Annotated in this window: 5 protein-coding genes and 1 rRNA gene; 3 read left to right on the forward strand and 3 right to left on the reverse strand. The window is 63.5% G+C overall.

Annotation, left to right across the window (positions count from 1 at the left end; translation table 11 throughout):
- The first annotated feature begins 189 nt into the window (after nt 1-189).
- Nucleotides 190-1,104 (forward strand): alpha/beta fold hydrolase, encoded by a 915-nt coding sequence (locus NZ849_RS09250; protein ID WP_295406371.1) that lies wholly within the window; start codon nt 190-192, stop codon nt 1,102-1,104.
- A gap of 5 nt (nt 1,105-1,109) precedes the next feature.
- Entirely contained in the window at nt 1,110-2,243 is a 1,134-nt protein-coding gene (hemW, locus tag NZ849_RS09255; protein ID WP_295406373.1) for a radical SAM family heme chaperone HemW, read from the forward strand.
- Between the two features lie 2 nt (nt 2,244-2,245).
- Here the strand turns inward: hemW and groL are convergent, their stop codons facing one another.
- The 3 genes from groL to NZ849_RS09270 all read right to left on the reverse strand — a co-directional run bounded on the left by groL (nt 2,246) and on the right by NZ849_RS09270 (nt 5,831).
- Complete coding sequence (gene groL / locus NZ849_RS09260) at nt 2,246-3,883, reverse strand: chaperonin GroEL (protein ID WP_318773675.1); 1,638 nt, start codon at nt 3,881-3,883, stop codon at nt 2,246-2,248.
- A gap of 25 nt (nt 3,884-3,908) precedes the next feature.
- Entirely contained in the window at nt 3,909-4,205 is a 297-nt protein-coding gene (gene groES, locus NZ849_RS09265) for a co-chaperone GroES (RefSeq protein WP_295406375.1), read from the reverse strand.
- A 144-nt stretch (nt 4,206-4,349) separates the two neighbouring features.
- On the reverse strand, nt 4,350-5,831 hold the full coding sequence (locus tag NZ849_RS09270; RefSeq protein ID WP_295406377.1) for an ABC transporter permease subunit: 1,482 nt from the start codon (nt 5,829-5,831) through the stop codon (nt 4,350-4,352).
- Between the two features lie 187 nt (nt 5,832-6,018).
- Here NZ849_RS09270 and NZ849_RS09275 point away from each other — a divergent pair.
- Nucleotides 6,019-6,113 (forward strand): 23S ribosomal RNA (locus NZ849_RS09275); the annotation flags it as partial.

Raw genomic sequence — 6,113 nt, forward strand, 5'->3', positions numbered from 1 at the left:
GGGGGTACCCACTTCCGGCTTCTACCCGTTTCTCCGCTACGGGGCGCGCTCAGGCGGTCTACCACCGGGTGGCCGCCAGGTGGTGCCATCCCCTCAGCGGGGGCCAGGTCGCCACTTGGCTCGCAAGCTTTTGTCTTCAAATGTGAGCTGCTGCTCCCCTAAACTCCACCGCTGTTTTAGGGTTTGGGTATGCTGCGCTGGTGCTGGTGGATGGGCTCTTTGTGGGCCCTTTCCCTAGGCCTCTCCCAGCCCCTCACCATAGACCAGCTCGCCCAGGCTCGCTACGGGGGCGGAACCCTAAGCGTGGAGAGGGTTTTAGAGCAGACACAGGGCTTTACCCGTTACCTGGTGCGCTACCCCTCGCAGGGGCTCAGGATGTATGGCTTCATGAACGTCCCCAACGGCAATGGTCGGTTCCCGGTGGTAATTCTGATCCACGGCTACGTGAACCCTTCCACCTACCGCACGCTTACCTACACCACCCGTTACGCCGATTACCTAGCGCGGTCTGGGTTTATCGTCTTGCACCCCAACCTGCGGGGACATGGCCTCTCGGAGGGGCAGCCTGAGGGGAGCCCCTGGCGTATTCTATACGCGCAGGAAATCCTGGACTTGGCGGCCATTGTGCGGGCGCAGGCGGGGCGTGGAGCCTTGGAGAGGGCCCTTCCCCGGATAGGTCTGATGGGCCACAGCATGGGGGGTGGTGTGGCCCAGCGGGTGGCCGTGGTGGATCGCCAGATACGGGCGGTGCTCCTGTACAGCAGCATGCACGGGGATGACCTGAAAAACGCCCGTCAAATCTGCCACGTCTTCACGAATGGGGCTCGAGGTTGCGAGGAGGCTCGCAACCCTCCTCCCAACCTGGCCCAAATCTCGCCCATATACCACTTCCACCGTCTTCGGGCCCAGGTTCAGGTGCACCACGGCACCCGCGATGCCCAAACCCCCTACGCCTGGGCTGAAGAGATATGCGCCGCGCTGCGGGAGAACCGGGTGTCCCACCGGTGCTTTACCTATCCTGGCGCTGGCCACACCTTCCGTGGCCAGGACTACACCCTGCTCATGCAGCGGGCGGCGGCCTTTTTCCGGGCGGCGCTAAATTGAGGCTGGTGGAGCACCTCTACGTTCATGTGCCCTTCTGCCCCACCCTCTGCCCCTACTGTGACTTTCACGTGCTCCGGCGGCATCCGGGTAGCGTGGAAGCCTACCTGAAGCGGCTGAAGGAGGAGGCGTGGGCTCTGTACGAGCGCTATCCCGCCCCCCTCAAGACCCTCTACCTGGGTGGCGGCACGCCGAGCTTTCTTAGGGAGCCTGAGCTGGAGGCCCTTTTTGAGGCGCTACCCTGGCCCTTGGCCGAAGGGGCCGAGGTAACGCTCGAGGCCAACCCCGGCACCCTCAGCCCCCCCCGCTTGCGCCTGTTGCGGGAGCTAGGGGTGAACCGGCTCTCGCTAGGGGTTCAGAGCTTTCAGGAGGGGGTGCTCAGGATTTTGGGCCGGGCCCATGGGCGAAGGGGGGCTTTCCGAGCTGTAGAGATGGCCCTGGAGGCGGGCTTTCGTACCTCCATAGACCTAATTCTGGGCCTTCCTGAGCAAGACGTGGAGGCCGACCTTCAGGAAGCCGCCGCCCTGGGGGTGGGGCATGTTTCGGCCTACACCCTGCAGGTGGAGCCGGGCACCCTTCTGGCCCTCTCGGGCTACAGCCCCGACCCCGAGGCTGAGGCCCTGGCCCTGGAGCGAGCCGTGATGATGTTGGGAGAGGCAGGGTTTCGCCGCTACGAGGTGTCCAACTTTGCCCGCCCCGGTGAGGAGAGCCGGCACAACCAGGCCTACTGGGAAAGCGCCTTCTGGGGGGGGCTGGGCCCCAGCGCGGTTGGCCACTACCAGGCCCAGGGGCAGGCCTACGCCCTTCGCACAAGGCAACCCCCCCTGCCCCGCTGGTTGGTGGGCGAGCCCCCCGACCTGGAGGAGATAGACCCTCTCGAGCATGCCAAGGAATCCCTAATGCTGGGCCTTCGGCTGGCTCAGGGGGTGGACGTGGGCCGCATTGAGGGACGCACGGGGTTGTCCCTGTGGCCCCTCTTGGCGCCTGTGGTGCAGGCGCTGCTTGCCGAGGGGCGGCTCGAGGTAGAGGGAAAGCGCATCCGGGCCACCAACCTGAACACCCTTCACCCCCTTATCCTGGAGCTTTGGGAGGCTTTGCAAAAGGGAACCGGCCCCTCCCAGGAGGGGCCGGCCACGGGATAGCGTTAGAAGTCCATGTCGCCGCCCATGTTGCTGCTCGGGGTGGAGGAGGCCTTCTTCTCCTCGGGCTTCTCGGCCACCACCGCCTCGGTCATCAGGATCAGCGACCCGATGGATGCGGCGTTTTGCAGGGCGGTGCGGGTCACCTTCACCGGGTCTACGATGCCCGCCTCCATCATATCCACATACTCCCCTTTGGCCGCGTCGAAGCCGTAGTTCTTCTCCTTTTTGCTCAGGATGTTGTTGACCACCACGCTGCCCTCGTACCCGGCGTTGGCGGCAATCTGCCGGGCAGGCTCTTCAAGGGCCCGCAGCACGATCTTGGCGCCGGTAGCCTCGTCGCCCTCGAGCTCCTTGATGAGGTTCTTCACCGCGGGTATGGCGCGGAGCAGGGCCACCCCACCGCCCGGCACGATGCCCTCCTCCACCGCAGCCCGGGCCGTGGAGAGGGCGTCCTCATAGCGGTGCTTCTTCTCCTTGAGCTCGGTCTCGGTAGCCGCGCCCACGCGGATTACGGCCACCCCACCGGCCAGCTTGGCCAGCCGCTCCTGGAGCTTCTCCTTGGAGTACTCCGAGTCGGTGGTCTCCAGCTCCTTCTTGATGCCGTTGATGCGGGCCTCGATGTCCTCCTTCTTGCCCTTGCCGCCCACAATGGTGGTTTCGTCCTTGTTGATGCGCACCCGCTCGGCCCGGCCCAGCATGGAGAGGGTAGCGTTCTCCAGCTTGAAGCCCAGCTCCTCGCTGATCACGGTGCCGCCGGTGATGGCCGCGATGTCCTTGAGCATCTCCTTGCGGCGGTCGCCGAAGCCGGGGGCCTTGACCGCGGCGATGTTCAGGGTGCCCCGGAGCTTGTTCACCACCAGCGTGGCCAGGGCCTCGCCCTCCACATCCTCGGCGATGAGCAGCAGGGGCTTACCGGTTTGGGCCACCTGCTCCAGCACCGGCAGGAGCTCCCGCACGTTGGAGACCTTCTTCTCGGTGATGAGGATGTAGGGGTCGTCGAGCTGGACCTCCATGGTCTCGGGGTTGTTCACGAAGTAAGGGGAGATGTAACCCTTGTCAAACTGGTACCCCTCCACGAAGTTCAGCTCGGTCTCCAGGCTCTTGGACTCCTCTACGGTGATGACCCCTTCACGGCCCACCTTCTCCATGGCGTCGGCAATCAGGTTGCCGATCTCGGCGTCGTTGTTCGCCGAGACGCTCGCCACTTCAAAGATGGCCTTGCGGTCGTTGACGGGTACGGCCAGCTCCTGAATGCTCTTGACCGCCACCTCCACGGCCTTCTCGATGCCCCGCTTTAGGGCCAAGGGGTTGGCCCCGGCGGCCACGTTGCGCAGCCCCTCGCGCACGATGGCCTGGCCCAGCACGGTGGCGGTGGTGGTGCCGTCGCCGGTGATGTCGTTGGTTTTGGAGGCGATCTCAATCATCAGCTTGGCGCCGATGTTCTCCAGGTGGTCCTCCAGCTCCACCTCTTTAGCTACGCTCACTCCGTCTTTGGTGATGGTGGGGCTGCCGAACTTCTTCTCCAGGACCACGTTGCGCCCACGGGGGCCTAGGGTCACCTTCACCGCGTTGGCCACCGCGTTCATCCCGCGCTCGAGGCTCCGGCGTGCAGCTTCGTCGAAGACCAGCATCTTAGCCATAATTCACACTCCTCCGCAGAAACCGTTACAGGACAGCCAGAAGGTCGCGCTCGGAAAGGATGATGTACTCCTCGCCGTCGATCTCAATCTCGGTGCCACCGTACTTGGCAAAGACCACCACGTCGCCTTCCTTAACCTCTAGGGGCACCTTGGTTCCGTTTTCCAGGGTGCGCCCGCTGCCTACGGCGATCACCTTGCCCTTTTGGGGCTTTTCCTTTGCGGTATCGGGCAGTACGATGCCCCCTTTGGTTTTGGGCTCCTCTTCAATCCGCTTGACCACCACACGGTCGCCGAGGGGTCGGAGCACGGTTGCTGTTGCCATTCTGTTCCTCCTCTAGAAGGCTTTGACAGTCTTGGGTTTAGAGTGTCAACCCGAGGCTATATTATTCCGCCCTACCCATGAGAATGTCAAGAGGGCTGGGCTACGGCACCTAAGACAGTTGAGTGCGGTCTTGTCAAGATTGGGTTACCTACGCCGGTAGCGTAGCACGTAGCCCTCGAGCCCGGCCACCAGGGCATATAGGGCGATGCCCAGCCCCACGGTGACCATCACTGCGGCGAAAGCGTTGGCGTAGCGGAAATTGAGGCGCTCCGTGTTGGCCATATACCCGAGCCCTGCTCCCCCGAACACGAACTCCGCCACCACCGCCCCTATGAGGGCCAGGGAGAGGGTGAGCCGCAACCCGCCCAGCACCACCGGGAGAGCACCGGGAAACTCGAGCTTGCTGAACACCCCCCAGGCCGTGGCCCCCATGGTCTGAAAGACCTCGCGGTAAACCCGATCCACCTCCCGCACGCCCACCATGGTGCTCACCATGACCGGGAAGATGGATATGAGGGCCACCGTGATGACTTTTGAGAGGAGTCCGTAGCCAAACCAAATGATGAGCAGGGGGGCGATGATGATGGTGGGCACGGCCTGCAGGGCCACGATGAAGGGCGAGAAGAGTCTCTCCAGGGCGCGGCTGCGCCCCATCGCGTACCCTAGGGGAAGCCCGGCTGCCAGAGAGACCAAGGTGCCCAGCAGGGCGGCCTCGAGGGTAGCCAAGGCGCTTTGTGCCAGCAGAGCGGCGTTGTCCACCATAGCCCTCCAGACCTGCGTTGGGGAGGGCATGAAGAGGGGAATCCGGGCTGATAGAAGGCTCCAGAGGATGAAGAAAATCCCGCCCAGACCCAAAACCCCGAAGACCTCCCAAGGGGGACGCATGGGAGGGGGTGGGGGCTCGATGAAGGTGGAGTCGGCTACCCCTAGGCGCTCCCGCAGCTCGGCTTCAATCCCGTCGGTAAAAGCGGTGAGTCGGCCCTCCCCTTTGGTGTCCAACACGGCCTCAATCCGGCCTCTGGTGAGCACCACCACCCGGTCGGCCAGGTAGACCGCCTCGCGGATGCTGTGGGTTACGAAAAGAATGGTTTTCCCAGTGCGCTCGTGCAGGCGTTTGAGCTCAAGGTTGAACCGCTCCCGTACCAAGGCGTCCAGGGCGGCGAAGGGCTCATCCATCAGCAGCACCTCGGCGTCCTGGGCTAGAGCGCGGGCAATGGCTACCCGGGCCTTCATGCCCCCTGAGAGCTGGTGGGGGTAGAGCTTCAGGAAAGGCTTCATCCCCAGGTGGGTTTCCACCTTGCCTCGGCCGGTGAGCTCAATGGGAAGCCGTATGTTTTGCTCCACATTGCGCCAGGGCAGAAGCCGATAGTCCTGGAAGACCATGGCCGGCCGGCCCAGCACCTCTACCGTACCCGAGTGGGCCTTCAACAGCCCAGCGACCACTCGGAGTAGGGTGCTCTTTCCTCCTCCCGACGGCCCGATAATGGCTACAAACTCCCCCTTGCGGACCTCCAGGTCCACACCCTTTAGCACCTCCCGCCCCTCAAAGGCCACGGTGATGCCCGAAAGGCGGATGGCGGGGGTGGTGGGGAGGGTCTGGGCCTCAGGAAGGGCAGGTGAATTCATGACCCATAACATACCCCTAGCCTGAACTCACAAAAAGTGGTTCAGGCTAGAGCGGCGGCTTTGGGTATTGACAATCTTTGGTCTCTTTGTTATCCTTCTCGTTGCGCCTTCGCGAGGATGGCGCGGGGATCATGAAAGCTAGGCGGTAGGGAGCGATGCCTTTGTAGGCGAGCTCTTGATTGAATGGGGTCAAGATAGAACGGGCACACGGTGGATGCCCTGGCACCTGAGCCGATGAAGGACGTGGTTACCTGCGAAAAGCCTGGGGGAGCTGGTAGCGAG

The organism is Meiothermus sp., assembly GCF_025060375.1.
Classification (GTDB): domain Bacteria; phylum Deinococcota; class Deinococci; order Deinococcales; family Thermaceae; genus Meiothermus.

Bases quoted from the DNA above. Each gene is read 5' to 3' on its own strand.
- NZ849_RS09250 (WP_295406371.1), top strand. From the start codon at position 190: ATGCTGCGCTGGTGCTGGTGGATGGGCTCTTTGTGGGCCCTTTCCCTA.
- groES (WP_295406375.1), bottom strand. From the start codon at position 4,205: ATGGCAACAGCAACCGTGCTCCGACCCCTCGGCGACCGTGTGGTGGTC.
- groL (WP_318773675.1), bottom strand. From the start codon at position 3,883: ATGGCTAAGATGCTGGTCTTCGACGAAGCTGCACGCCGGAGCCTCGAG.
- NZ849_RS09270 (WP_295406377.1), bottom strand. From the start codon at position 5,831: ATGAATTCACCTGCCCTTCCTGAGGCCCAGACCCTCCCCACCACCCCC.